This is a genomic window from Microcystis flos-aquae FACHB-1344 (assembly GCF_014698375.1).
Lineage (GTDB): Bacteria > Cyanobacteriota > Cyanobacteriia > Cyanobacteriales > Microcystaceae > Microcystis > Microcystis aeruginosa.
Genome location: NZ_JACJSW010000193.1, coordinates 1 through 26,220, shown reverse-complemented (window position 1 = coordinate 26,220; position 26,220 = coordinate 1). Strand labels below are relative to the sequence as shown.

The following is a 26,220-nucleotide window of genomic DNA, read 5'->3' as shown; positions in this document are numbered from 1 at the left end:
GGTTAGCGGCAAAACACACGGATTCTCACTCTACACAGCCAAGAGGTTTTAAATCGCTCATGTATTCAGCACGACGAAAATGGACACAGCAGGGATGGCGAATTTTTCTGCTCGCTGCCGCTCTGGGAGGAGCTTGGTACATTCGCACCTATCAAAGTGGGGCGATTTTAGAATTGTATGGTTTATTAACCCGCCCTTTTCAGGGAGAGGAAACTAATCTGCAAGAGCAACTTCTGGCCGATCAACGGGTGCGAGAATTACAAAATCGTTTAAGTGAAGTCGAATATCAAAATCAACAATTAAAAAAACAGCTTGGTTATTATCAAACCCAGAAAAAACCCCTGATTTCTGCCCCAATTATTGGCCGCAGCGCTGATGATTGGTGGCAACAGGTAATTATCGGTCGGGGTAGCACCGATGGTGTGGAAGTGGGTGCTTCGGTGACGGGAATTGGCGGTTTAGTGGGACGGATTAGGGAAGTTACTCCCCACACCAGCAAAGTTTTATTGGTCAGTAATTCCCAAAGTCGCATCGGAGCAACGGTGAATCGTAGTCGGGCCATGGGTTTAATTCAAGGTCAGGATTCCCAAGTCGCCACCCTGCGCTTTTTTGAAAAAGCTCCCGATGTCAAACCGGGAGATGTGGTGACAACTTCGGCTTTTAGTAGCCTTTTTTCGCCAGGGTTGCCCATCGGTCGCATAATTTCCCTTAATTTACAGGAAAATCCCGCCCCCACCGCCAAAATTGAATTTACCGCCACCGTGGACAATCTCGAATGGGTGTTCGTTCACCCGCAACCCCAGCAGTGAGAGGGGGAATTATGCTGAAATTAAACCGTTTATCAGCCCGTTCTCGTTTTATACTGAATATTTTAGTCACTATCGCTTCGCTGCTTCTCTGTACCTTTCTTTCCTTAATGCGGCTGCCCGGTATGGAGATTTTAGGCATCGCTCCCAATTGGTTACTGATTTGGTTGGTTAGTTGGAGTCTCAATCGCTCTTGTCTCGATAGTGTGGTGGCCGGATTAGCGCTCGGCACTATTCAAGATAGTCTTACCTCTAATTATCCTTCCCATATCATGGTTTTTGGTCTCATCGGTTTCCTCACTTCCCGTTTACACCGACAACGTTATGTTAAAGAAGAATTGATCGCCGTGGTCTTAATTGTCTTTGTTATGACTTTAATCGCCGATGGTGCGATCGCTTTTCAATACTATCTACAAGGAGGCAAAAATCTCGCTGATCTTTGGCTCGATTATCAACGCATTGGCCTCACTGCTGCTCTGCTTAGTAGTCTCTGGACTCCCCTCGTCTATTATCCCCTCCAGCAATGGTGGCGACAATTTAGCGATCTTTAAGGAAATAGGGATTTAGGGAAATAGGGAGATGGGGAAATTTCAGCTAAATTCCCCAACACCCCACTTCCCCACTTCCCTTTCCCCACTTCCCACCACCCCAACACCCCAACACCCCAACACCCTCACCCTCACCCGCTCAACTAACATGAAATACAAACAAAAACTTAGTCAATTTTTTCATAATCTTGCTAATAAATTAGAGAATTCCGAGCAACCCCCTAAAGTCGATCCTATAGACTCCAAATCTGCGCCATTTGCGGGGGAAAAGCCAGTAGAAGCCGCTTCCGAAGAAAAAAAGGTTAATTTAGTCTCCCAAACCAGTAGCAAGGCTCTAGAGACATTTAAACCCATAAAAAACAAATTTACTACCCTGATCGACAATTCCCCCTTACCGCAATGGCGACAACATCCCCGCTTTGGGTTGTACTTGGGATTGGGATTAGGCGTAACTGGGGGCATTTTAGGGGTAGGTTGGGGCATTTATCGCCTTGAAACCTCTCTACCGCAAAATATCGCCGATATACAAACATATACTCGTCCCGGCACCCTAACCATTCAAGCCGCTAATGGGGAAATCCTCAAGCAAAATGGCCCTAGCACTTACGAAACCGTGAAAATTGCCCAAGTTCCCCCACTGGTACAGGAGGCCTTTATCGCTAGTGAAGACCGCCGTTTTCGCCAACACGGGGGAGTTGATGGCCAGGGTATTGCTCGCGCTCTCTTTTCTAACCTAAGAGCCGGGGGAGTGGTGGAAGGAGGCAGCACCATCACCCAACAATTGGGCCGGATTGTCTTTTTATCCCAAGAAAGGAGCTTTGATCGCAAATTACGGGAAATGCGTATCGCTCAGAAAATAGAAGATAACTATACAAAAGACCAGATTTTAGAGCGTTATTTTCACCTAGTTTATCTCGGTTCCGGGGCCTACGGTCTTGCCGATGCCGCTTGGTTATATTTCAGTAAACCCGTCGATAAATTAACTCTAGCCGAAGCTGCCACCCTTGCCGGGATTGTTCCCGCTCCTAGTCTCTATTCTCCCCTCGAAAACCCTAAATCTGCCCTAGAACGGCGTAATATCGTCCTAAAAACTATGGCCGAGGTGGGATTTATTACTAACGCTCAAGCAGAACTGGCGATCGCATCTCCCCTAGTCATTAAAACCAGTCCCCTAAAACGTCTGCAACGGCAAGCGGCCTATTTTACCGATTATGTGGAAAAAGAACTGCCGCAACTGGTTCCCGCTAAAACCCTAGAAGCGGGGGGATTGGTGGTAAAAACTACCCTTAATCCTCGTTGGCAAAGGGAAGGGGAGGAAGTGGTAGAAAGAGCGGTTTCTCGTTATGGCAAGTGGCAGCACTTCCAACAGGCGGCTTTAGTGGCAATTGACCCCAAAAATGGACAAATTAAGGCTATGGTCGGGGGAATTGACCACGATAAGCATCAATTCAATCGGGTGACACAGGCAAAACGTCAGCCGGGATCTACTTTTAAACCTTTTGTCTATGCGGCGGCGATTGCGGCGGGGAAATCCCCCTATTCTAATTATAAAGATGCACAGTATGTGGTGGATGGTTATAAACCAGAAAACTACGGCGATAAGTATAGCGGCCGCGAGGTGTCCATGCGCGATGCTTTGACTTCTTCCCTGAATGTGGTGGCAGTTCAGGTGTTAGTGGCTGTGGGTTGGAATCCGGTGATTAAATTAGCTCAAGATATGGGGATCCAGTCGAAACTTTTACCCACTTATTCTTTGGCTTTGGGTGCTTCGGAAGTCAATCTTTTAGAATTGACCAGCGCCTACGGAACCTTTGCTAATAATGGTGTGCATCAACCAGTTTACGGTATTAATCAGGTACTCGATCGCAATGGTAAGGTAATTTATCAAGCCAATTTTAAACCGAAAACTGCTCTGAATAAAAACACGGCAGCGACGATGACTTGGATGCTGCAGGATGTGGTTAATTCGGGAACGGGAACCCCCGCACAAATTGGTCGTCCGGTAGCAGGAAAAACCGGCACTTCTGATAAAGCTCGCGACCTTTGGTTCGTCGGTTATATTCCCCAATTAGTCACGGGAATTTGGCTCGGTAATGACAATAATAAACCCACCAATGGAGCCAGTACCATGTCCGCTTGGATGTGGCGACAATTTATGTTAGGAGCAATCAAGGATATTCCCTATCAAGGTTTCCCAGAACCGAATTTAGGCAAACGTCCAGTGACAGTAAAAGCGGAACCCATTAAACCCCGACGTACCTACTTTACCCAAACTACTAACAATCGTTTAGCCAGCAGCGATGAGGGTTCCCCCACCGAAGGCCCCATCCGCAGACGGCGACGGGTTCGGGTAAGTCGCGAGCAAACTATCGTTCGTTCTAATACTAGCGAACCGGGCCAACGCCGTTCTAGTCGTCGGCGTACTACCGTCGCTCCGTCCAGCGCCGCTGCGCCTAGTCCTGAAAATACGGCCGCCGCGGCAGCCGAACCGATTACCGTTCCCGTCACTGTGGCGGCCCCCGAAACTCGTTCGGTTCCCCTAGAGGTAACCCCTCCCACCGATGTGATTCCTCCCGCACCCCCGGCAGAAAGACGCTGAATCGGCACGACAACCCTCGCAGGATTTGCGGGGGTTGTCGTTCCAAAACTGCTCGGCCAAATCTTGGAAACCCATCGGATTTTTGGCGGCGAAACCGGGGAAATTAGCCGAAAGCCTGCCGCTATAATAACTTAAAAGCCGTTTAATGCCGATGACCAGTCTTATTTCCCCCACTACCATCTCCTCAACTCGTTTAAGTCTCAGCTATCAAGTGGCTATGCCGGAACCGACTTCACACCTCTTTGAAGTTACTCTACAGATTACCGGTTGGCAAGCTCCGATTTTAAACCTAAAAATGCCGGTTTGGACTCCCGGTTCCTATCTAGTGCGGGAATACTCCCGTTTAGTCCAAGATTTTCAAGCTGTTAACCTCAACAGTCGCAAAGTTGCTAAAAATCACTGGCAGATTGACAATGGTGACAGTTCCGAAATAACAGTCAAATATCGCGTTTTTGCCCACGATTTAACCGTCAGAACCAACCATCTCGATGATACTCACGGTTACTTCAACGGGGCTGCTTTATTTTTCTATATCCCCGATTATCAAAAACATCCCCTCACCCTGACAATTATCCCCCCCCATGGCGATTGGCGCGTTACCACTGCCTTAAAATCTTTATCCGGACAGAAAAACACCTTTCACGTTCCCGATTTTGATACCCTAGTGGACAGTCCTGTGGAGGTGGGGATTCATCAGTTATACGATTTTGTCGTCGAGGGAAAACCCCATCAATTAGCTATCTGGGGACGGGGAAACGCCAATCCTAGTCAAATTATCGCCGATACCACTAAAATTATTCAAACCGAGTCGGCTATGTTCGGTGGACTCCCTTATGATAATTATCTCTTTTTGCTACATCTTTCGGCGGCTGGTTACGGGGGACTAGAACATAAAAATTCCTGTACCCTTAACTATATGCGTTTGGGATTACGAGATAAGGATAAATATAATCGTTTTCTGCAATTAGTCGCCCATGAGTTCTTTCATCTCTGGAATATCAAGCGTATTCGCCCAAAAGCTTTAGAAAGCTTCGATTATGATGCAGAAAATTATACTTCTTCCCTCTGGTTTGCCGAAGGAACCACCAGTTATTACGATATAGTAATCCCTCTACGGGCGGGAATATACGATAGTAAGACTTTTTTAGAGCTTTTAAGCAAAGAAATCAGCCGTTATCTCAATATACCCGGTCGTCTTGTCCAACCTCTAGGCGAATCGAGTTTCGATGCCTGGATAAAACTCTACCGACGGGATAGTAATAGCGATAATAGTCAAATTTCCTACTATCTCAAGGGGGAATTATTGTCGCTGCTTCTCGATTTACTAATTCGCACCCACACCGATAACCGTCGTTCCCTCGATGATGTTTTACGCTCGATGTGGCAACATTTCGGTAAAGAGGAGATTGGTTATACCGATGGGGAGTTGCAGGCAATTCTCGAATCGGCTGCGGGAGTGGATTTAAGCGACTTCTACCAGCGTTATATCGACGGTTTAGAAGAATTACCCTTTAATCAATATCTTGAACCTTTTGGACTCTATCTGCGGGGTGTTGACAATGGGGAGACGATACCTTATCTGGGAATGCGGCTACAGAGTGAAGCGGGTAAAGAAATAATTAAATTTGTCGAGATGGGTTCCCCTTGCCAAAAAGCGGGAATTAATGCTGATGATGAATTATTGGCTATCGATGGATTGCGAGTGACGGCGGAACAGTTAAACGAAAGATTAAAAGACTACCGCGCAGGTGATATTATTCAGATAACAGTCTTTCATCTCGATGAATTGCGAACCCTTGCTGTTCCACTGGCTGCCCCGCAGACGATTCGCTATGAAATTATCAGGGTAGAAAATCCTTCTAATAGCCAGAAACAAAATTTTTCCGCATGGGTAAATCCCGTTTAGTTCTTGGTTAAATCAACAAAAAAATGTCTATTACTGCCGAAATTCCTTTCCTTCCTCTCGCCTATTTTGAGAATAAATTTATCCCTTTTAGCGAGGCAAAGTTATCCGTTGCTACCCACGCACTACACTACGGAACTGCCGCTTTCGGTGGTTTACGAGGTACTCCCGACCCTAGCAATCCTGGACAGATATTATTATTTAGATTGGAACGTCATTGTCAGCGTTTAAGTCAAAGTGCTAAGTTTCTTAATTACGAGATTCCTGCCGATAAAATCTATCAAATAATTATCGATTTTGTTAAAAAGAATCAGTGTAATCGACCTTTTTATATTCGTCCCCTTGTCTATAGTTCGGGGTTGGGAATTGCCCCGCGATTGCATGGTATCGAGAAGGATTTTCTCGTCTATGGTCTAGAAATGGATGATTATTTAGCAGCCGATGGGGTTAACTGTCGGATTAGTTCTTGGTATCGTCAGGAGGATAGAAGTTTCCCGTTGCGAGGTAAAATTAGCGCCGCTTATATCACTTCTGCTTTAGCAAAAACGGAAGCGGTAGAATCGGGGTTTGATGAGGCAATTTTAATGAATTCTCAGGGTAAAGTCTGTGAAGCGACGGGAATGAATATTTTTATCATCAGAAATGGTCAGCTAATTACTCCTAGTTTTGACCAAGATATCCTAGAGGGTATTACTAGAGATAGTGTTTTAACTATCGCGCGGGATTTGGGTATTCCGGTTATTGAAAGACCTGTAGATAAGACGGAGTTATTTATCGCTGATGAGGTGTTTTTAAGTGGCACTGCGGCGAAAATTACTCCGATTAAAAGGATTGAAACTTTTTCTTTACCCGCGGCTAAACCGATTACTTATCAGTTAAAAGAAAAGTTAAGTTCTATCGTTCTCAATCAGGAACCAAAGTATCAAGATTGGATTACTAAAGTTCCTTTGTAGTTAGACAAATTCACTCAATTTTTCCGGTTCTTCGGTTTGTTTCATGCAATGGACGGGGTCATGAGGGATGAAACCCTTATACACAGAGATGTTCGGCTATCTTTGTCAATTGTTTTCGATCTAGAACGAACTAATCAATTAACTCTCTTGTCGGGTAAGGATTTAGTCGATTTATGTCCCCCGATCTAACCATACCAAGTAACGAAGAACCAAATTAACAATCTTTTGGAATTCAGAAGATAGGGAGGTTCTAATCTCCCCGACTGGCTATCGACTCCTGACCCTACCAACAAACTTTTTCAGCAAACCCCAATTATATTCTCTTAAATCCCTACGGATGAATTAGAATAGGCTCAAGGATATAAGCATCTAAAAAGTAAAGATTTTAAATTAAGAATTATCTTAAAAAACTAGGTTCCATCCTAGCTAAAATTTTCTGAAGAATTTTTTACCTAATTTCAGGAAGCCAATCTTCATCTACAATATCGGCCAAAGTATAAGGACTTGCCGAGGGTAATTTTAAATCCGTTTTCACCTCTGCCATTTTTCTGGCTTTACCATAAAGATAATCGAGACGATTAGATAAATGGTTTCTGAGATTGGTCGTTAATCTTATAGCGTTTCCTAAGCTAGTGAGGTACACCTGTTTTTCTTCCCCTTTGCCTTTTGCCTCTTGCATGAGTGCCTAAAACCCATAACTTTTGTACCTCAGCAGACTGAAAAACGCTATAATTCCAATTGAGTCCGCAAACCAATTAATTCACCTCGCCAATGTCGCTGGTTATCTTCTCTTTCGCCTGACCAATACTGATAGAATAAAAGATGTTGTATGATTTGAATTACTAAACTCTCAACCGCATTTTTTTGTTCCCTTCCCAAAGCTTCTAACTCCTCGATCAAATGCTCATAATCTCAACTATTAACTTGACGTTTTTTTTACAATAAAACCATCTCATTTAGCCATTGCTGATAATCTTCTTCATAGATAGATGATAAACTTTGTCTGGCATAAGTCATCGGTTATTCCTCAATCCTTCAGAATATATCGCCATTATACACCGACAAAAAGCACCCCCTAAAATTAGAGGATGCCCTTTTATCTAATGATTTAGACGCTAACTGATTGAAATGCCAAAAATGGGGAATTTATGGACTTTACCATCAAAGTCAGGTTGATAACTGAAGCTGGAAATCGCCATCATGTTGTATAAGCAACACGATTAATGATATAGCGTTTCCTGCTCGCAAGAGGTACATTATCGATGTTGAAAAGCTTAATCAGCAAAAGTTTAACTGTGCCACTCAGGCGTGAGAACCGCTATAATTGCTATTATGAGTCTTTTTGTCCTAGCTTCTTCTTATTTAATTTTCCCGTCAAGAAAGCACCGAATCCGAGTAATCCTAAACCCAATAAATTGGACGGTTCAGGAACAATAACGCCACCAGTATTTTGAACGATGGGATTTTGGGTGACTGTTAAGTACCTAAGCAAAATTAATTACACATCTAAGCCACTACTCCGTCAGACTTCTGGTGTGAGGAAACAGTGAACTGAAAACTCAAATCCGATCCCTAATAGCTGTCTCGGAGTCTCCCGTCTCGGAGTCTCCTGTCTCGGAGTCTCCTGTCTCGGAGTCTCCTGTCTCGGAGTCTCGACTAGGAAATTAATTTTGCACGACTACTTACTGTTCCGGGAGCGGTAAATGTTATTCCGGTCACAAAAGCAGTAGGATTAGTTGGATCGAGCATTTCCGCAGGATCAATGCCACTAACGCGGAAGTTACTAAATCCCAAACCCGCATTGACACTCAGTAAATCGAAGGTCGTTCCCGCAACTAGGGGATAATTGCCAATTCCGGGTAATTCTAGGATAAAGTTACTGTCGCCCTGGGGGAGCATTGGGGATTAAAACTGAGGCGAATAAGGGGCCGCCTGTCACCGAGTAATCATACCCTACTGCTACAATCGGATCGAAAAAGATGGGGCTAATTGTACCCAATCCATTGTAGCGTTTCCTGTTCGCAAGAGGTACATTATCGATGTTGAAAAGTCTGGTCAGCAAAGGTTTAAGTGTGCCTCTCAGGTGTGAGAACCGCTATAATACCGACGAAAACATTAGGAAAGGTAAAGCCGTTGGGGTTGCTTGGATCTGGGGTGGGGAGAAGCGGATTGGTAGGCGTTGTTCCTGTAGGCGATAAATTAGCGATCCATACCTCGAATTGTCCATTGGGATTTCCTCCACTACCTGCGATTGTTAGTCCATCAGCGGAAATTGCCCTTGCATTAGATAAATGCCATCCTGTTAGGTCTAATCCGAAGTCATTGACTAAGACTTCTTGCAAGTCTCTCATACCATTAGTCGCATCCCAGATGAACGCCCTCTGACCACTGGCACCCTCCCTTAGGCCGACGACAACCGAACCATCTTGTGATGCTCCAAAGGCGAAGCTACCGAAACCACCACCTGGAAGGTCGCCTAGTCCAACCATCCCTGTAGCTTGTGTCCAACGAAAGGCCTCCAGCCCATTTGCCGAATCGCTGAAACCAACGATGACTGAACCATCCCCTGATACCGCATTAGCTTCTCCCCAGAAACCACCACCAGGGAGATACCCTAGCCCCACTATCCCTGTGGCTTGTGTCCAGCGAAACGGTTCGTCTCCACTAGCCGATCGACTTACCCCGACAACAACCGAACCATCAAATGATACTCCATAAGCATTACCGAAAAATTGGGTTTAAAGCCATTGATTGAAACTGTGAGTCTAAGTGGGATGCCGAAGGCACTGCCTAGCAGTACGCCGATCTGGTCGCGCAAGGGGCGGGCTATAATGAACATAAATAGATAGTCCGTCCTCAGCAGTTAGAAAATAATGCCTCAAGCACTCGAAGCCGTATTTGATGGAACAGCCCTTCAACTAGAAGAACCCTTAAACCTAGCCGCAGGCACGAGGGTGACAATTATCATCGGAAATTTTGGGTCTGAAACCCCGCCGTTTATCTCAGGCAATATCTGACGTTAGTTGGGGAGAAATTACCCGACAATTAGCCTATAAATGCCGTTGGTATGGAAGAAATTACATCGAAATAGATAGATGGTTTCCCAGTTCTAAAAGGTGTAGTAATTGCGGGTATATTGCCCTTGAAAATGCCGTTAAATGTTCGAGAATGGGACTGTCCGAACTGTGGAACTCACCATGACCGAGATATTAACGCCAGTAAAAATATTTATCAGCTGGGAACTGAAATGACTTTGATAGCAAGGATTGCATGGCATCTTTCCTATTCTGATCTGACAACGCCAAACTCCAGTTACTCTGCGTAGGCAAATAACTTTTCTTTTTCTCTAAAGTTCACGGGGGGAGTAAAATGAAAAATTTCTTTGATGTCTTTATCTCCTATGGACGGGCTGATAGTAAAGCTTTTGCTATTAAGCTTAATCAAAGGTTGGCAGCACAAGGCTTAAACGTCTGGTTCGACCAAGAAGATATTCCCTTGGCTGTGGACTATCAAGAACAGATTAATGATGGCATCGAGAGGACACATAACTTTATTTTTATCATCGCCCCTCATTCGGTTAATTCGCAATATTGCCTAAAAGAAATTAATCTAGCGATTAAGTACAACAAGCGCATTATTCCTCTGCTTCATGTTGAACAAATTAGCCAAGAAACTTGGCGGCAAAGAAACCCAGATAAAACTGAAGCTGACTGGCAAACATATCAAGCCGAGGGAAGGCATTCTAGTTTTCCGAATATGCACCCAGCGATCGGCAAAATCAACTGGATCTATTTCCGAGAAGAAATTGATGATTTTGAAAGCTCTTTTGCTGGTTTGATCGGTGCGATTGATCAGCAGCAACACTATGTCCAGAAGCACAGTATTTTTTTAGTTAAAGCCTTAAATTGGTTAAGGAATCAGAAGCAAACTAATTATCTGTTAATTGGCGAAGAGAGACAGGCATCAGAAAAGTGGTTAAAACATAGATTTACTGAGGAACAGCCGCCTTGCTTGCCCACGGACTTACACTGCGAATTTATTAGCGAAAGTAGTAAAAATGCTAATAATTTGATGACACAGGTTTTCCTGTCATCGTCAGAAAAAGATAATGCCATCAAGGAGAAAATTCGCAAGACTCTGATGCGCGAAGGCTTTACCGTCTGGACTAATCATACGGATATTAAAACGGGAACTGCCTTTCAGGAGCAAATTAATAAAGGTATTGAAGGGGCGGATAACTTTGTTTATTTAATATCTCCAGAAGCCCTGCAATCATCATACTGTTATCTAGAACTTGCTCACGCTTTTGCTACCAACAAACGAATTATTCCTTTGCTGATTGAAAAGACCGATATTGAGTTAATCCCCTCCCAGTTACAGAAATTACAATTTATTGACTTAACTGAATATGAAGATCGGGAAAAATATCGCAGTAGTATCGATAAATTATTGAAGGAATTAAACAGTGATGTTGCTTATCATGAAAGTCATAAAGTGCTGTTAGTCAAAGCCTTGAAATGGCAGCAGCAAACCCACAACCCTAGTGTCCTATTGCGAGGCTATAATCTCCAACATTTTGAAGCTTGGCTGAAGGTAGCTAAACAGCGAAAAGAATCCCCTCCCTTACCGCTACAGGAAGAATTTATTATCGCTAGTCTCAATCAACATAAACCATCTTCTTTAGAAGTTTTTATCTCTTATTCTCGTGCCGATTCAGATTTAGCAAGAAGATTAAATGAGGCTCTGACTTCACTCGGTAAGCTCACTTGGTTCGATCAAGAAAGTATCGCTTCGGGAGAAGACTTTCGGCGAGAAATTTATCAAGGCATTGAAATTTCCGACAACTTTGTATTTATCATTTCTCCCAAATCAATCAATTCACCTTATTGTTCTGATGAGGTGGAATATGCCCAAAAATTAAATAAGAGAATTATCACGATTTTACACCAAAAAGTTGCAGCCAAAGATTTGCCCCCTGCTTTAGCTAGTATTCAGTGGCTTGATTTTAGTCAGCATGGCGGGGACTTTCTGACCAATTTTACTCAGTTAGTTAGAACCATACATACAGACAGAGATCACGTTCATAACCATAGCAAATGGTTACAGAGAGCCAAAGAATGGGAAAATAGCCAAAAAAATGCTGACTTACTACTCCGGGGCAGTGAATTTGTCCTTGCTCAAACTTGGTTAAAGAAAATTGAGCAACAAAATAAACAACCACCAGCAACCGAGTTACATAAGGAATTTATTCAAGCTAGTCAGACAGCCATTGAAGCGGCGGAAACAGCAGAAAAAGAACGACAACAACAGTTACTCAAGCTTCAGCAAGAACGAACCCAAGAGGCAGAAAAACGCCTAGAACAAGAGCAAAAAAATGCCAGACGGCAAAAGCAGTGGTTAGTCGTCGTCAGTTTATTCGGGGCGGTGGCGACTTGCTTGGGGTTTTTTGCCGCCTCAGAGTATCGCCGAGCAGCCATTAGCGAGATTGTCGCCGTCAATCGAACCAGTCAAGCTTCCTTTGCCTTAAACGAACAATTGGAAGCGTTGACAGCAGCTATGAAGGCCCAGCGGCTAGGAACAGATCTAGAGCAAAGACCTTTCGTTAATCTACCGCCCAAGCTGAAAAATAATCTGAAAGAGATCCTCAAGATAGCCCTCTATGGCATCAAACAAACCAATATCTTCTCAGGACATGATGGTAGTGTTTTCGGGGTCAAATTTAGCCCCGATGGTGAGATGATTGCCTCCGCTAGTGCAGACAATACGCTCAAACTCTGGAAAAGAGACGGGAGTTTATTAGCCACTCTTGATGAAAAGCGTGGTGGACACAAAGGTTCAGTAAATGCAGTGGCTTTCAGCCCCGATGGTCAGTTGATCGCCTCCGCTAGTACAGACAAGACAATCAAACTTTGGAAAACAGACGGGACCCTATTAAAGACACTGAAGGGACATCGGGATACAGTTAACACAGTCGCTTTCAGCCCGGATGGTCAGTTGATTGCCTCTGCTGGTAACGATACCACTGTTAAACTCTGGAAACGAGACGGGACCTTATTGAAGACACTGAAAGGTAATCAGAATTGGAGTTATGTTTATACAGTCGCTTTCAGCCCCGATGGTCAGTTGATTGCCTCAGGTCATAGGGACAAAATAATCCGAATCTGGAGGCGAGACGGGACCTTGTTGAAGACGCTGGAAGAACATGAGGGACCGGTAAACCTAGTGGTTTTCAGCCCAGATAGTCAGTTGATTGCTTCAGGTAGTATGGATAAAACAATCAAAATCTGGAAACGAGACGGGAAGTTGCTGAGTACGCTGGAAGGGCATGAGGCTTCTGTTAGCGGGCTGACTTTTACCCCAGATGGTCAGCAAATCGTTTCGGGAAGCTATGACAGAACAGTCAGACTCTGGAAACTTGACGGCACTTTATTAATGACTCTCTGGGGACATAGCGATGCAGTTAATACGGTTGATGTCCATAACGACGGTAAAAATCTGCAAATTGCCTCGGGGAGTGACGACAACGAGGTTAGACTCTGGAGACCTTACAGTAAATTAGTGACCACCCTTTTTGGCCATAGCGATGTGGTGTCGGCTGTCGATTTGAGTGCTGATCTAATTGTCTCAGGAAGTGGGGATAAAACACTCAAACTCTGGAAGCCAGACGGGACATTATTGAATACACTGGAAGGACATAAAGATTCAGTTAGCACTGTCAAGATTAGTCCTAATGGTCAATTTATTGTTTCAGGAAGTCCAGACGGAAAGGTAAAAATCTGGCGGCTAGATGGTGAATTACTCAATACCCTGAAAGGAGGCACTGGTGGTGTTAACGACCTCGCAATTAGCCCCAACAGCAAGTTTATTGTCTCAGGAAATTGGGACAAAACGCTCAAAATCTGGGGGCTAGATGGTAAGTTGCTCAATACCCTGAGAGGACACATTGATGCTGTTCAAGCAGTGGCGATTAGCCCAGATGGTAAGTTTATTGCTTCCGGAAGTGCCGATAATAGGATCAAAATCTGGCGGCTAGATGGCAACGGCACTTTGATAAGTATTCTCACTCTCAAAGAACATCTAAGTCCCATTTTAGCGATTGATTTCAGCCCAGACGGTCGAATGCTCGTTTCTGGAAGTGGCGACAATACTATTAAACTCTGGAAGACTGATGAAAAGGGACAATGGCTTCCTTCCTCTGTTAAAACCATCGAAGGACATTCTAATTCGGTGTTGGACGTTAAATTTAGCCCCGACGGACAACAAATTGCTTCGGCTAGTGCTGATGATACCATTAGAATTTGGCAACTTGACGGTACTTTGGTGAATATGCTGCCGGGGTTTGGGGCTGATGTTAACGCCATCCATTTTAGTCGAGACGGTAAAACTCTTGTCTCTGGGAGCAGCAACAAAACAGTAATTATTTGGGATTTGGCTTCCAATTTAACGCCCCAAGATATCCAAAGATACGCTTGCAAGTGGTTAAAGGATTATTTACAGCATAACTCTGAGGTGACAGAGAGAGATCGCCGCCTTTGTGATCAGATTCTCGGCAAAGATTATTAAAATAAAATAAGGTTAAGTCAAAATGCAACCTCAAACTAATCCTTGGCAACAACGAATCTTTAGACTGTCCCTGACTCTCTGCGTCATCAGTTTCTTGTTGGCGACCTTCACCATTTATGCTTACTGGCGGGAGAAAAATCAAACCAGAGAAACAGCGAAAAATAATGCCCGACAAGAAGCTGTCCGCGCCGCTAAAGAAATCGATAACCAGCTTCGTAAACTCCAGAATAGTGCCAATTCTATCGCCCACGATATCAGTCAGGGTAAACTTAAAGATCAACAGTTGCTTGAGCGATTAAAAGGCACGCTAGAGCAAAATCCCAATTGGTTCGGATTAGGTGTAGCTTATGCTCCCTATACTTACAAACCCCAGATGCGTCTGTATGCTCCCTACTACATCAGAAAACAGGGTAAACTGCAATCACTGCAACTGGAATCTTTTTACGATTATACTCAACCCGGAAAGGGTGATTGGTATATCCAGTCCTTAGCCTCCGGTTCAGTTTGGTTAGAACCTCATTTTGGAGCGGCAACTAACACTTTACTCGCAGAATTTAGCACTCCTTTTTATCGCCTCAATCCGAAAACCAAAAAAAATATTCCCTCTGGGGTAGTCTTTGCCAACTATTCCCCAGATGGGTTAAAAAACTTAATGAACTCGCTCAAACTAGGTAAGACTGGCTACGGATTTATCCTATCTAAAAAAGGAACTTTTATCTATAGTCCCATCGAAGATTGGGTTAAAGAGCAAAAAACCATCTTTCAAATAATTTCTCAAGGGTATAAACCCGAAAAATTGCGAGTTCCAGCCCAAAAAGCTCTTAAAGGAGCTAAGATTGAAATGGATTTTGAAAATCCCTTAACGGGACAATCTAGCTGGATATTTTTTGAACCTATTCCTACTACAGGTTGGACATTAAGTGCTGTCTTCATTCAAGATGAAATTTTATTAAACACCAAGAGCTTACATCACAAACTGCTGCTGATTAACCTACAGATAATTAGCTTTTTCTTTTTTCTATTTATCCTAATCTTTCGCGCTTATAAAGGCAGTGTTCGCAGTCTTTGGGCTGTCTCTTCTTCCACTTCTGTTGTCTTGCTGGCGGGAATCGGATTTATCTGGTATCTGCAAATCTCTGAACGTAAAATCGAACAGAAAAACAATATAGTGCTTCTGAAAAAAGCGGGTTTAAATAAATTCTTGCAATCTCGTAAATCCGAAAACCCTAAAGACTCCCCCCTCTATATTCCCACAGGAGTTTTTGTGCAGTCTCTAGAATTTGAAGATGCTAATGATGTGTTTATCACGGGCTATATTTGGCAAAAGTATGATAAGAATATCCCTCAAAACGTCAGTCGGGGTTTTATTCTTCCCGAAGCAGTTGATCCCAATGTAACCGAGATTCATCGTCATCAAGACCAAAATTTTGAAGTGATCGTCTGGTATTTTGAAGCTAAACTCCGAGAAAACTTTGATTATTCTAAATATCCCTTTGATGTTAAAGATGTCTGGATTCGCCTCTGGCCTAAAGACTTCTACAAAAATATCATCCTCACCCCAGATTTTGATGCCTACGATTTGATGATTCCTACTTCCCTACCCGGTTTAGCAGAGGATTTTGTTCTGCCAGGTTGGAATCTAGAGAGTAGTTTTTTCCAGTACAAACTAAATAACTATAATACCAATTTTGGCATTAATAGCTATATCGGTCAAGACAATTTTCCCGAACTCTATTTTACGGTTATTCTCCAACGAAATTTTATCAATGTACTGATTAGTAATATGATGATAATTATTGTTGTCCTATTACTGCTTTTTTGTATTCAAATACTGATCATCAAACATAAAGAGAGCGGTGAAAATCAAGATTTTACCGCTTTAGAGATCGTTTCCGCTTGTGGGGCTTTTCTTTTCATTGTCATTATCGATCAGATTAATCTCAGACAAAAAATTATCACGGCAGGTATTATTTATTTAGATTATTTCTATTTCATACTAAATATAATGATAATTTTAGTGGCAATTAATGCCATCCTTTTTGCTTCTAACATCAAACTTGATTGGATTCATTATAAAAATAACTTAATCCCAAAGCTACTTTATTGGCCGACTAATCTGGCACTGTTACTGTTGGTAACTATGTTAGTTTTTTAGGCTCTTACCTTTTTACATACTAGGTTGAGAAGAACCCTTTTTTAACAAAAAATGGCTGGGGATTCAATCTCACTAAAATAAGTTATGATAAATTTTGCTGGAGTCAGGGAGATTAAGATGCCCAGTCAAGAGATTATTAACCAGAAAAATTCTACCGCCAACGCCGAACAAGTTTCTGAGTCCAACCTAGAGCTAGTTCCCCAACCGAAACAAGAGCATGATACCGCTGCCAGCCCCCAGGGATTGCCCCATGCCTTCGTCGTCATGCCCTTTGGTAAGAAAAAAGGGCCAGACGACCGCTGGATAGATTTTAATAGCATCTATCAAGATTTAATTAAACCAGCCTTAATCGAAGCTGGATTTGAGCCGTTTCGAGCCGATGAAGAAAGCGTCAGCGGCGATATCCTCACCGATATGTTTCAGGAACTATTGCTGGCGGATCTGGTAATTGCTGACCTCAGCATTGATAATGCCAACGTTTTTTATGAGTTAGGAGTACGCCACGCCCTACGCAAGCGGGGACTAATTCATATCCAGTCGGGCCGAGGTTATCTGCCCTTCGATATTTTTAACGTCCGCACTCTCCCCTACCATTGTGACGAGAATGGCCAGCCCGATCGCCAATACCTGGAAAAAGACAAACAGGCGATCGCTAAAATGGCTCGCGCTACCTGGGAATCAGACCATCATCGCATTCACAGCCCCATTTTCAATTTACTCGACGGCTTGGAAGAACCCGATCGCCGGTCCTTGCAAACCCCCCTAGCCATTGGCTACTGGGATGAGTACAACAATTGGCGGAAACGGGTAGTGATCGCCCAACGCCAAGATCGCATTGGTGACGTTTTGCTGTTGATCGAAGAAGTGAGCAACCCCCTAATCAAATGCGAGGCGATCGCCGAAGCGGGGAAAGCCTTAAGAAATCTAGGAAATTATCAACTTGCGCTGCAGCAATATCGCAACGGACTGACAATGCAGCCGAAAAATGCCGAATTCCGGCGCGAGGAAGCCTTTCACCTGAGCCGACTGAAGCGATATGATGAGGCAGTCGTACAGTTAGAGTCGCTGCTGCGGGATGAACCGGCCAATATAGATGCCATTTCCTACTTAGCTCGCATTTACAAGGAAATGTGGAAGGAGCGATGGGTCGGCATCTCCAATGAAGCGGAGTGCCTCCAAACAGCCGAAGAATCGGCCCACTTACTACAAAAAGCGATTGAGACTTACCTGCAAGCCTACCGCCTCGATCAGAATCATTACTATTCCGGCATCAACGCCCTGATCTTATCATCTCTGCTGAAGCATTTAGCGCCACCGGCTGGCAAGGATAGCGATCCAGAAGAGAAAGCGATCAAAGAGGAGTTGCCGGTGCTGTCTGGAGCCGTTAAATTTAGCTTGGACAGTGCTGCTCTCAAGGATAACAACGATGTTTGGGTCTTCCTCTCCCTCGGCGATCTGGCCATCTGTACCGCCCGCAACCCGCAACAGGTGGCCAGAGCCTATAAAAGGGCGCTCAACCGGCTCTGGAACAATAAATTTGCTTTACTTTCAACCCTAGAACAATTGAAACTCTTAGAATCCCTGAATTTCCGCCTTGAATATGTCAAGTCGGGCCTCGATGTCCTCGAAGCAGAATTGGAGAGAATAGAACATCAAGAAGCCGCGATCTCCTCCCCAACGGTGAAGGAACCTCCGCAAGTTTTCCTCTTCTCCGGCCACATGATTGACAAGCCAGACCGCCCGAGGCCTCGGTTTCCCTCGGATATGGAAACCGAGGCGCAACAAAAAATTAAGGAGGTACTCGATAATCTAAAAGCTGATGCCGGAGATCTGGCGATCGTGCCGGGACTCGCTTGTGGGGGCGATATCCTGTTTCTAGAAGCCTGTTTAGAGCGCCAGATGAAAGTCGAGGTCTATCTGCCCTTCGAGTCGGCTCAATTTATTGAAGAGTCAGTCAGCTTTGCCGGCGATGATTGGGTAGAGCGTTTCTATAGAATTAAGAATCATCCCCAGGTCGTACTCAACCTACAACCAGAAAGAATCGGAGCAGTCCCGCAAGGAAGCAATCCCTTTGAGCGCAACAATCGTTGGGCGCTCTATTCCGGTTTGATCTACGGAATCGATCGGGTGCGGTTGATTGTCCTCTGGGATGGCAAAGGCGGTGATGGACGTGGCGGGACTGGTGATATGGTCAAGCAAGTGCGTCAATTGGGGGGGATTGTCGAGCATCTAGACACAACTAAGTTTGATTATTGGAAAGCTCAAGGAGCGGGAATCGGAAATCGGGAAACTTGAGAAACCAGAGCCGAAATTTTTTTCTACTAACTGATTAAAAGTACAAATATTATGCCAAAAAAGTCCAAACTTTATCGTGAGCAGTTCCAGCAAGAAATCTGTGCTTTGATCGAGCAGATTGACTTGCCAGATTTACAGAAGCAGTTTATGAAAGCCCGCTGGCTCGAGCAATTACTGTGGCTAGAAGGCAGGGCCCAGACAACCCGCAACCAATACTATTTTCTCCGACTGCTCACAATTATCGGGGGGGTGATTGTTCCGGCCTTGGTCAGTCTTAATATCAACGCCAATGACGTTCAAGTAGTAGTCGGTTGGCTCGCCTTTGGCTTAAGTCAGGTGGTTGCTATCAGTGCTGCCGTTGAAGAGTTCTTTCATTATGGCGAACGCTATCGCCACTATCGCAACACGGCAGAGGCGATGAAAATTGAGGGCTGGCAATTTCTCCAGTTGAGTGGTTCTTATCGCCATGCCCAAAATCACGCCGAAGTCTATCCCGATTTTGCTCAACGAGTAGAAAACATTATCCAGCGCGATGTGGAAGGGTATTTCAGCCAGGTTGTACAGGAGAAAGAAAAGCCAAAACAGCAAGCAGAAATCGCTAAAACACCACCTCAGTAGCAAGACAAGGAATATTTAGCGATGGGAGTGTCAATTAGGTCGATTTCTCCACCAGAAAACCTTTTAGTCCTGAGATAATATTAGGCAGGGGTCTGATACCAAATCCTGTTGAAAAAGTATAGGATAGTGGGGAGCGGGGAGCGGGGAGCAGGGAGAAACAATCCATCCCACATTCCGCACCCTCAACTGTCACATAAGCTGTCCCCCTCCAGAGACTTGAGTAAAAATACTTAGCTGGTGAAGGTTTTCTCGGTGGCCGCTAGGGCGGTCTTGAGACCCCTAATTATGAAAAAATAGGAATTGTTGGAAAACTTAGGCAGTGGACTGTTCGACCATGAATCAATCAACAGAAATTGAAGTCAAAAATCTAGACCATCTGGGATTAGTAGCCGGAATTATCGATGAAATAGGAATCGTTGAAATTATCAACGAACAAGTCTCAATTGAGCGAGGAGAAATTGTCACAGCGGGGCAAGTCGTGAAAGCAATTATCCTGAATGGATTGGGATTTGTCTCCGGGTCCTTGTATTTATTTCCTCAATTTTTTGAAGATAAAGCAACCGAACATCTGCTGGGAGAAGGCATCGAACCCAAACAATTAAATGATGATAAAATTGGTCGAGTAATGGACAAACTTTATCAACTGAATGTTTCGGTCATTTTCCTACTGATTAGTTTAGCAGCCGTGAAAAAATTTGGTGTAGCGACCGAGAATTGCCATTTAGAGGCGACTTCTCTATCAGTAGAAGGAGAATATAACAAGGAATACCCAACAGTAGAAATCCTGAAATCAGGAGCAGTGGGAGAAGAAATTGAAACCAGACAACAGCCAATAAAAATTACCTACGGATACTCCCGCGACCGACGACCTGACTTGAAACAATTTATGATTGACTTAATCGTAAGTGGGGATGGAGATGTACCTTTATTCCTGAAAGTAGGTGACGGAAATGAAGCGGACAAAGCGGTTTTTGGTCAAATCGCCCGAGAATTTCAAAAACAAGTTGACTTTGACAGTTTAATAGTCGGCGATAGCGCCCTGGGGTTTAAAAAGACTAATGAGAGAAATGCGTTGGTTATCTCGAGTCCCCTTCAGCATTAAAGCCGCTCAAGAGTTAGTCGATAGCATCTCAGAAAAAGAGTTAACCGATGCAGAAATACCGGGTTATTCCTGGCGGGAAACAAGCTCTAACTATGGGGGAATAGAACAAAGATGGTTGCTAGTTGAAAGTCAAGCTAGAAAAGAGGCGTTGTCAGATCAGAATATGAAAGATACAATGCAATCCTTGCTATCAAAGTAATTTCAGTTCCAAGCTGATTCGGAGCATCTTTACATCTGACAACGCCCCATTTATTCTTGGGTTAAGCTGTCCTGCATTTAAACTATGTCTTGGAAATTTTATTACCAATGCTCAAACTCTCAAACTAGGGATAAATTTCTGGTATCGCCGGTCACTGAAATAGGTACAATAAACATTGGCTCGTTTTCATAGAGAACTTAAATGACGCAAAATAATCCCCTAGAGTTGATTGAGAAGTTAGAAACAGGAATCCCCGGCTTTGATTTTCTTTCGGAAGGGGGATTACCGAAAGGACGAGCAACTTTGATAGCGGGGACGGCAGGAAGTGCTAAAACGGTTTTTGCCTGTCAATTTCTGGCAGAAGGCATCAAAAATGGAGAAAATGGCGTTTTTGTCACCTTCGAGGAGCCACCCCAAGCACTAAGAAAAAATATGGGTGGTTTTGGTTGGAATATCCGGCAGTGGGAGGAGAATCGTCAATGGGCCTTTGTCGATGCTTCCCCCCAACCGGAAGAAAAGCCGATGGTGACGGGAGAATACGACCTAGGCGCATTAATCGCTCGCATTGAGTTTGCTATCCGCAAAAATAAAGCCAAACGGGTGTCTATGGATTCTTTAGGCGCAATTTTCAGCCATTTAAGTGATAGCGCTCAAGTGAGAAGTGATCTTTTTCGTCTGGCAACCGCTTTGCGAGAATTGGAAGTAACAGCGATTATGACCGCAGAAAGAACCCAAGAATACGGCGAAATCAGTCGTTATGGGGTGGAGGAGTTTGTGGCCGATAATGTGGTGATTTTACGCAACGTTTTAACCGATGAGAAAAGAAGAAGGACGATCGAAATTTTAAAATATCGGGGAACCGATCACCAAAAAGGAGAATTTCCTTTTACAATTATTCCCAATAAAGGGGCCGTGATTATTCCTTTATCAGCCATTGAATTAGAACAAAAATCCTCTAATATTCGTATTACTTCCGGCAGTCTGGAACTCGATAGAATGTGTGGGGGTGGTTTCTTCCGCGATTCGGTTATTTTGGTTTCGGGAGCCACAGGAACAGGAAAAACCCTGATGGTGACAGAATTTATGGCCGGGGGAGTAACCAATGGGGAAAGATGTTTAATTTTTGCCTTCGAGGAAAGTCGAGAACAGTTATTTAGAAATGCTACCGGTTGGGGTGTGGATTATGACCGCATGGAAAAGGAAGGTAAATTAAAGGTAGTCTGCCGTTATCCCGAAACTACGGGTTTAGAAAATCATTTAATTATGATGAAGGAAATTATCGAGGAGTTTCAACCTAATCGAGTGGCAGTAGATAGTTTATCTGCTTTAGAAAGGGTTTCTAATCTGAAAGGATTTCGGGAATTTATTATCGGTTTGACTTCTTTTATTAAGCAAAAAGAGGTGGGAGGATTATTTACTTCCACCACTCCCACTTTATTAGGTGGTTCCTCGATTACAGAAGCTCATATTTCTACAATTACCGATTCAATTATTCTGCTGCGTTATGTGGAAATGTATGGAGAAATGCGCCGCGGTATCACTGTTTTAAAAATGCGCGGTTCTATGCACGATAAGGATATTCGTGAGTTTTCGATCGATCATCAAGGTATGCACATCGGTCAACCTTTCCGCAATGTTACCGGAATTCTGGCTGGAACTCCTATGTACACAGCACAAACAGAAGTAGAACGTTTGAGTGGATTATTTGAGGATCGTAGTTAAAATATAGCAGCATTTGCTAATCATGCGTCGGCCGTTAGCTTTTTTCTCCCTATCTCCTGTCCTCTTCTTGCTTTCTTGATATGTCTAAAAACTTTTGCTTTATTTTTCTAGGTCTTTTACTGATAAATAACCTACATTTATCAGTCTTAGCAGAAACAGTTTTACAAAGAATTGCTCGCACGGGAGAATTAAAAGCGGCAGCCAGAAAAGACGCTACTCCCTTTAGTTATATCGATGAGAAAACGGGACAATGGACAGGTTATGGAGTGGAATTAATGCGCTTAGTCCAACGTCGATTAGAACAAGAAGTAGGTAAACCGGTTACAATAAACTTTACAGAAGCGACGACTAATAATCGTTTTCAGCAAGTGGAACAGGGACAAGTAGATTTATCCTGTAATGCGGCAACAATCACGGAAGAAAGACTAGAAAAGGTTAATTTTTCTATTCCCTATTTTATGACAGGAGCGCAATTTCTAACTAAAAGGGAAAATGTTGATAAAATAGATATTAATAACACTTTAGCGGCAGTTGCGATCGCCTATATTCCCCACACCACCACCGATAGTATTATTCGTTATATCTATCCTCTGGCTAATTGGCAAGCTGTCAGCGATCGAAGTGAGGCAGTGGCAAAATTACAAAGGGGAGAAGTAAACGCAGTGGTTAGTGATGGAATTCTTCTGCTGGGGGAAATCGTTAAACAAGGACATGATCTGCGACAATTTGTGCTACTACCCCGTCAACCGATTACCACCGAACTTTATGGCTGTATTTTACCCAAAAACGATCCCGAATGGAAAAAATTTGTTGATACTGTTGTCGGCAGCAATGATAACCGGAAACTGCGAGAACAATGGTTTAATTTAGAACAAGGTTTTTTTCCCTATAGGATTCTCAATCAACCCTAAAAATAGACTGTGATGGCTGAAAATTAAAAGTAAGTAAATTCTGGTTTTTTTCCCCTTTTCCTGGTCACTTTTTCCTGAAAAACTATGTCTTTTGTCGGTTTACATATTCACAGTGATTATAGCTTACTTGATGGTGCTTCCCAATTACCGGCACTAATTGATCGAGCGATCGAATTAGGACAACCAGCGATCGCTTTAACCGATCATGGAGTCATGTATGGTGCGATCGAATTAATTAAAACCTGCCGTAATCAGGGAATAAAACCAATTATTGGCAACGAAATGTATATAGTCAATGGCGATATTGAAGTCAATCTTCGCCACCGAAAATATCATCAAGTTGTTTTAGCCAAAAATACCCAAGGCTATAAAAATCTAGTTAAATTAACTACTATTTCTAATCTGAAAGGTATTCAAGGTAAAGGTATTTTTGCTCGTCCTTGTATCAATAAAGAGTTACTCCAACAATACCACGAAGGATTGATAGTTACCAGTGCTTGCTTGGGTGGAGAGATTCCCCAAGCGATTTTAGCTAATAACAGGAAACTGGCTAAGGAAACGGCTAAATGGTATAAAAAACTTTTTGGTGATGATTTTTATTTAGAAATTCAAGACCACGGTTCTAAAGAAGATCGGATCGTCAATGTAGAAATAGTTAAAATTGCTAAAGAATTAGGAATCAAAGTAGTTGCTACTAACGATTCTCACTTTATTTCCTGTTACGATGTAGAGGCACACGATGCCTTACTTTGTATTCAAACTGCCAAGTTAATTACTGAAGACAAACGCCTCCGTTATAGCGGTACAGAATACTTAAAATCTGCTGATGAAATGCGTTTACTTTTCCGTGATCATCTGCCCGAAGATGTGATTGAAGAAGCGATTAATAACACCTTAGAAGTAGCAGAAAAAGTCGAACCTTATAACATATTTAATGAACCGAGACTCCCTAATTATCCAGTTCCTGCGGGACATACTGCTGATAGTTATGTAGAAGAAATTGCTTGGTTAGGATTACTAGAAAGATTAAAATGTCCTTCTCGTCACGAGATTGAGCCTGTTTACAAAGAAAGGCTTGAATACGAATTAAAAATGCTACAGAAAATGGGATTTTCTACCTATTTTCTCGTCGTTTGGGACTATATAAAATATGCTAGAGATCATGATATTCCCGTCGGTCCAGGACGCGGTTCTGCGGCGGGTTCTTTGGTAGCATATTCTTTAAAAATAACCAATATTGATCCCGTTCATCACGGTTTATTATTTGAGCGTTTTCTCAATCCTGAACGGAAATCTATGCCTGATATTGATACGGATTTCTGTATCGAGAGACGGGATGAAATGATACAATACGTCACGGAAAAATACGGGGAGGCTAATGTTGCCCAAATCATTACTTTTAACCGCATGACATCAAAAGCTGTCTTAAAAGATGTGGCGCGGGTGTTAGATATTCCCTACGCCGAATCGGATAAAATGGCGAAAATGATTCCCGTTTCTCGCGGTAAACCCACACCTTTAAAAGTGATGATTTCCGATGAAACTCCCGAACCAGCATTTAAAGAAAGATACGATACGGAACCCCATGTGCGTCATTGGTTAGATATGGCAATTCGTATCGAAGGTACTAACAAAACCTTCGGAGTTCATGCCGCGGGAGTCGTCATTTCTTCCCAACCTTTAGATGAAGTGGTTCCCCTCCAGAAAAATAATGATGGGGCGGTAATTACCCAATATTTCATGGAGGATTTAGAATCATTGGGATTGTTAAAAATGGACTTTTTAGGGTTAAGAAATTTAACCACTTTGAAAAAAACCGCCGATTTAATTAAACAAAATCAGGGTATAGATATTGATCTCGAACAATTGCCTTTAGATGAAAGAAAAGCCCTGCAAATTCGGGCTAAAGGGGAACATAAAAAACTACCTCCCGATATTATCAAAACCCACGTATTACTAGAAGAAGGGGATTTAGAAGGTATTTTCCAGTTAGAATCATCGGGGATGAAACAGATAGTTAAAGAGTTAAAACCATCGGGTATTGAGGACATATCTTCAATCTTAGCACTCTATCGCCCCGGACCTTTAGATGCGGGATTAATTCCTCTCTTTATTGGCAGAAAACACGGTAGAGAACCCATTCGTTATGATCATCCTTTATTGGAACCAATTCTTAAGGAAACCTACGCAGTTTTAGTCTATCAAGAACAGATTATGAAAATGGCGCAGGATTTAGCCGGTTATTCCCTAGGAGAAGCGGATCTATTGCGTCGGGCAATGGGTAAGAAAAAAGCCTCCGAAATGCAGAAACAAAGGGAGATGTTTATCGATGGTGCTGCTAAAAATGGTGTGGAAAAAAGAATCGCTGAAAATCTCTTTGAACAGATGGTAAATTTTGCCGAATATTGTCTAGGAGGTGAGACGTTAATTTTAACTGAGGAATACGGATTATTACCAATTGCTAAAATTGTGAGCGAAGAAATTAACTGCACTGTTTATACTGTTGACCAAAATGGTTTTGTTTATAGTCAACCAATCTCTCAATGGCACGAGCGAGGTTTACAAGAAGTCTTTGAATACACCCTAGAAAATGGGCAAACTATCCAAGCAACCAAAGATCATAAATTTATGACTAGCGACGGAGAAATGTTAGCCATAGATACAATATTTGAGCGAGGTTTAGATTTAAAATCCTCTGATTTTTCCTAAAAACCAAACCCCCCAATCTTGTCGGATTGAGGGGTAGGAAAGAATAATCCTGGCATCGAGCTATTGTCCCGGTCGGCAACCCGACAAGTATCTTGGCCACGGCGAAGTTTCACAACCGAGTTCGGGATGGAATCGGA

Annotated in this window: 17 protein-coding genes and 2 pseudogenes; 14 read left to right on the top strand and 5 right to left on the bottom strand. The window is 43.2% G+C overall.

The window, feature by feature from the left end; all coding sequences use genetic code 11:
- Positions 1-59 precede the first annotated feature (59 nt).
- The 5 genes from mreC (at position 60) to H6G48_RS19665 (ending at position 6,809) form a co-directional block, all read left to right on the top strand.
- The gene (gene mreC / locus H6G48_RS19685; protein ID WP_147070007.1) at positions 60-809 is read left to right on the top strand and encodes a rod shape-determining protein MreC; all 750 of its coding nucleotides are present in this window, start codon (positions 60-62) and stop codon (positions 807-809) included.
- Positions 776-1,357 (top strand): rod shape-determining protein MreD, encoded by a 582-nt coding sequence (mreD, locus tag H6G48_RS19680; protein WP_147070005.1) that lies wholly within the window; start codon positions 776-778, stop codon positions 1,355-1,357. The genes mreC and mreD overlap by 34 nt, the downstream gene beginning before the upstream one ends.
- Before the next feature lie 145 nt (positions 1,358-1,502).
- Positions 1,503-3,953 (top strand): transglycosylase domain-containing protein, encoded by a 2,451-nt coding sequence (locus H6G48_RS19675; RefSeq protein WP_190722925.1) that lies wholly within the window; start codon positions 1,503-1,505, stop codon positions 3,951-3,953.
- A 145-nt stretch (positions 3,954-4,098) separates the two neighbouring features.
- A complete protein-coding gene (locus tag H6G48_RS19670; protein ID WP_190722924.1) occupies positions 4,099-5,859 on the top strand; it encodes a M61 family metallopeptidase in 1,761 nt (586 codons plus the stop codon).
- 23 nt (positions 5,860-5,882) lie between these two features.
- Positions 5,883-6,809 carry a branched-chain amino acid transaminase gene (locus H6G48_RS19665; RefSeq protein ID WP_190357388.1) on the top strand — a complete coding sequence of 309 codons (927 nt, stop codon included), beginning with the start codon at positions 5,883-5,885 and terminating at the stop codon, positions 6,807-6,809.
- A gap of 448 nt (positions 6,810-7,257) precedes the next feature.
- On the opposite strand, the gene H6G48_RS26955 is transcribed toward H6G48_RS19665, so the two are convergent.
- The 5 genes from H6G48_RS26955 to H6G48_RS19640 form a co-directional block, all read right to left on the bottom strand.
- Positions 7,258-7,488 (bottom strand): DUF29 family protein, encoded by a 231-nt coding sequence (locus H6G48_RS26955; RefSeq protein WP_079210252.1) that lies wholly within the window; start codon positions 7,486-7,488, stop codon positions 7,258-7,260.
- Between the two features lie 47 nt (positions 7,489-7,535).
- Positions 7,536-7,688 (bottom strand): DUF29 family protein, encoded by a 153-nt coding sequence (locus tag H6G48_RS26950; RefSeq protein WP_423202551.1) that lies wholly within the window; start codon positions 7,686-7,688, stop codon positions 7,536-7,538.
- Between the two features lie 451 nt (positions 7,689-8,139).
- Positions 8,140-8,301, bottom strand: coding sequence for a PEP-CTERM sorting domain-containing protein (locus H6G48_RS19650; protein WP_170915604.1), 162 nt, complete (start codon positions 8,299-8,301; stop codon positions 8,140-8,142).
- A gap of 164 nt (positions 8,302-8,465) precedes the next feature.
- Positions 8,466-8,708, bottom strand: coding sequence for a hypothetical protein (locus tag H6G48_RS19645; RefSeq protein WP_170915603.1), 243 nt, complete (start codon positions 8,706-8,708; stop codon positions 8,466-8,468).
- A gap of 167 nt (positions 8,709-8,875) precedes the next feature.
- Entirely contained in the window at positions 8,876-9,433 is a 558-nt protein-coding gene (locus H6G48_RS19640) for a hypothetical protein (RefSeq protein ID WP_249268183.1), read from the bottom strand.
- Between the two features lie 358 nt (positions 9,434-9,791).
- On the opposite strand from H6G48_RS19640, the pseudogene H6G48_RS19635 reads away from it, so the two are divergent.
- The 9 genes and pseudogenes from H6G48_RS19635 to H6G48_RS19595 all read left to right on the top strand — a co-directional run.
- Positions 9,792-10,134: pseudogene (locus tag H6G48_RS19635) on the top strand (RNA-guided endonuclease TnpB family protein); the annotation flags it as partial.
- A 44-nt stretch (positions 10,135-10,178) separates the two neighbouring features.
- Positions 10,179-14,372: a TIR domain-containing protein gene (locus tag H6G48_RS19630; protein ID WP_190722923.1), complete on the top strand. Its 4,194-nt coding sequence runs from the start codon at positions 10,179-10,181 to the stop codon at positions 14,370-14,372.
- Positions 14,373-14,394: 22 nt separating this feature from the next.
- Complete coding sequence (locus tag H6G48_RS19625) at positions 14,395-16,527, top strand: cache domain-containing protein (protein ID WP_190722922.1); 2,133 nt, start codon at positions 14,395-14,397, stop codon at positions 16,525-16,527.
- An 84-nt stretch (positions 16,528-16,611) separates the two neighbouring features.
- Complete coding sequence (locus tag H6G48_RS19620; RefSeq protein WP_242034700.1) at positions 16,612-18,822, top strand: tetratricopeptide repeat-containing protein; 2,211 nt, start codon at positions 16,612-16,614, stop codon at positions 18,820-18,822.
- 51 nt (positions 18,823-18,873) lie between these two features.
- Complete coding sequence (locus H6G48_RS19615; protein ID WP_190722921.1) at positions 18,874-19,440, top strand: DUF4231 domain-containing protein; 567 nt, start codon at positions 18,874-18,876, stop codon at positions 19,438-19,440.
- 334 nt (positions 19,441-19,774) lie between these two features.
- Positions 19,775-20,690 (top strand): annotated as a pseudogene (locus H6G48_RS19610) (IS1634 family transposase); the annotation flags it as partial.
- A gap of 252 nt (positions 20,691-20,942) precedes the next feature.
- Positions 20,943-22,463: a circadian clock protein KaiC gene (kaiC, locus tag H6G48_RS19605; protein ID WP_002797104.1), complete on the top strand. Its 1,521-nt coding sequence runs from the start codon at positions 20,943-20,945 to the stop codon at positions 22,461-22,463.
- An 80-nt stretch (positions 22,464-22,543) separates the two neighbouring features.
- Complete coding sequence (locus tag H6G48_RS19600; RefSeq protein ID WP_190722920.1) at positions 22,544-23,374, top strand: amino acid ABC transporter substrate-binding protein; 831 nt, start codon at positions 22,544-22,546, stop codon at positions 23,372-23,374.
- Positions 23,375-23,458: 84 nt separating this feature from the next.
- Complete coding sequence (locus H6G48_RS19595) at positions 23,459-26,083, top strand: DNA polymerase III subunit alpha (RefSeq protein WP_190722919.1); 2,625 nt, start codon at positions 23,459-23,461, stop codon at positions 26,081-26,083.
- The last annotated feature ends 137 nt before the right edge of the window (positions 26,084-26,220 follow it).

Excerpts from the sequence above, each read along its gene's own strand:
- mreC (WP_147070007.1), top strand. The coding sequence starts at position 60 with ATGTATTCAGCACGACGAAAATGGACACAGCAGGGATGGCGAATTTTT.
- mreD (WP_147070005.1), top strand. The coding sequence starts at position 776 with ATGGGTGTTCGTTCACCCGCAACCCCAGCAGTGAGAGGGGGAATTATG.
- H6G48_RS19675 (WP_190722925.1), top strand. The coding sequence starts at position 1,503 with ATGAAATACAAACAAAAACTTAGTCAATTTTTTCATAATCTTGCTAAT.
- H6G48_RS19670 (WP_190722924.1), top strand. The coding sequence starts at position 4,099 with ATGCCGATGACCAGTCTTATTTCCCCCACTACCATCTCCTCAACTCGT.
- H6G48_RS19665 (WP_190357388.1), top strand. The coding sequence starts at position 5,883 with ATGTCTATTACTGCCGAAATTCCTTTCCTTCCTCTCGCCTATTTTGAG.
- H6G48_RS26955 (WP_079210252.1), bottom strand. The coding sequence starts at position 7,488 with ATGCAAGAGGCAAAAGGCAAAGGGGAAGAAAAACAGGTGTACCTCACT.
- H6G48_RS19645 (WP_170915603.1), bottom strand. The coding sequence starts at position 8,708 with ATGCTCCCCCAGGGCGACAGTAACTTTATCCTAGAATTACCCGGAATT.
- H6G48_RS19630 (WP_190722923.1), top strand. The coding sequence starts at position 10,179 with ATGAAAAATTTCTTTGATGTCTTTATCTCCTATGGACGGGCTGATAGT.
- H6G48_RS19625 (WP_190722922.1), top strand. The coding sequence starts at position 14,395 with ATGCAACCTCAAACTAATCCTTGGCAACAACGAATCTTTAGACTGTCC.
- H6G48_RS19620 (WP_242034700.1), top strand. The coding sequence starts at position 16,612 with ATGATAAATTTTGCTGGAGTCAGGGAGATTAAGATGCCCAGTCAAGAG.
- H6G48_RS19615 (WP_190722921.1), top strand. The coding sequence starts at position 18,874 with ATGCCAAAAAAGTCCAAACTTTATCGTGAGCAGTTCCAGCAAGAAATC.
- kaiC (WP_002797104.1), top strand. The coding sequence starts at position 20,943 with ATGACGCAAAATAATCCCCTAGAGTTGATTGAGAAGTTAGAAACAGGA.
- H6G48_RS19600 (WP_190722920.1), top strand. The coding sequence starts at position 22,544 with ATGTCTAAAAACTTTTGCTTTATTTTTCTAGGTCTTTTACTGATAAAT.
- H6G48_RS19595 (WP_190722919.1), top strand. The coding sequence starts at position 23,459 with ATGTCTTTTGTCGGTTTACATATTCACAGTGATTATAGCTTACTTGAT.